This is a genomic window from Bradyrhizobium sp. Arg237L, from assembly GCF_029990105.1.
Classification (GTDB): domain Bacteria; phylum Pseudomonadota; class Alphaproteobacteria; order Rhizobiales; family Xanthobacteraceae; genus Bradyrhizobium.
On the sequence record NZ_JAQMIL010000200.1, the window covers coordinates 1 to 700 of the forward strand.

1 protein-coding gene is annotated in these 700 nt (G+C 61.0%); it reads right to left on the reverse strand.

Going from position 1 to position 700, the window contains the following annotated elements; all coding sequences use genetic code 11:
* Positions 1–16: 16 nt before the first annotated feature.
* On the reverse strand, positions 17–700 hold a 684-nt coding region (locus OZ411_RS42975; RefSeq protein WP_282532804.1), incomplete at its 5' end, for a transglycosylase SLT domain-containing protein.

Consider the following 700-nt stretch of genomic DNA (forward strand, 5'->3'; position numbering starts at 1 on the left):
GGGCAGTCGCAAACTGTCATCTCAAGCGTTCGGCCGCCGCCAGCGTTGGCGCTGGATAGCGGGCATAGAGGGTGTCGACGCGGTCCCGCCACATCGCCACGAACGCGCCCGAGGTGAGGCGATCGACCGACTTCCATTCGCGTTTGACCGCCGGCAGCGTGTTGCCCCAGATGGCGCGCTTGCACCATCGCTCGCCCTTCGCCAAGCCCTCCTGGGTTGCGCACATCGACTTCCAGGCAATCCGCTGCGGATGGCTGACGTGTTCGGCGGCTCCTTCCCCGCCCTGCTGGTGGATCAGGTAGAGATCGGAAAACGTCGGCTGCTTGTGAGTTATTACTTCGAATAGAACAGCCTCGGTGACGAACTTGTAGGCGGCAGCCATCGCGTTGTCGCGAGGATTGAGGATGTCGCCCGATCCGTATTTGCCGAACTCAGACTTGCTTAGCTGGAACAGACCGACATAGGAGCCGGTGCGTTCCCTGGGATTGAAATCGGATTCGATTTTGGCGACCGCCTTCATGAAATTGGCATCGACACCGAACGCCTTGGCCGCGCGTTCGATCTCCTGGACGGGCGTTCCGAGCGGGACGCCGCTCAACGCCGACAAGGCGATCTTCGCGGGTTTCTCCGGCGGCGGGATTTCCGAGTAGACATAATACTTCAGATAAGACAGCTCGCCTTCGTCCGGATTGGGCGAAGC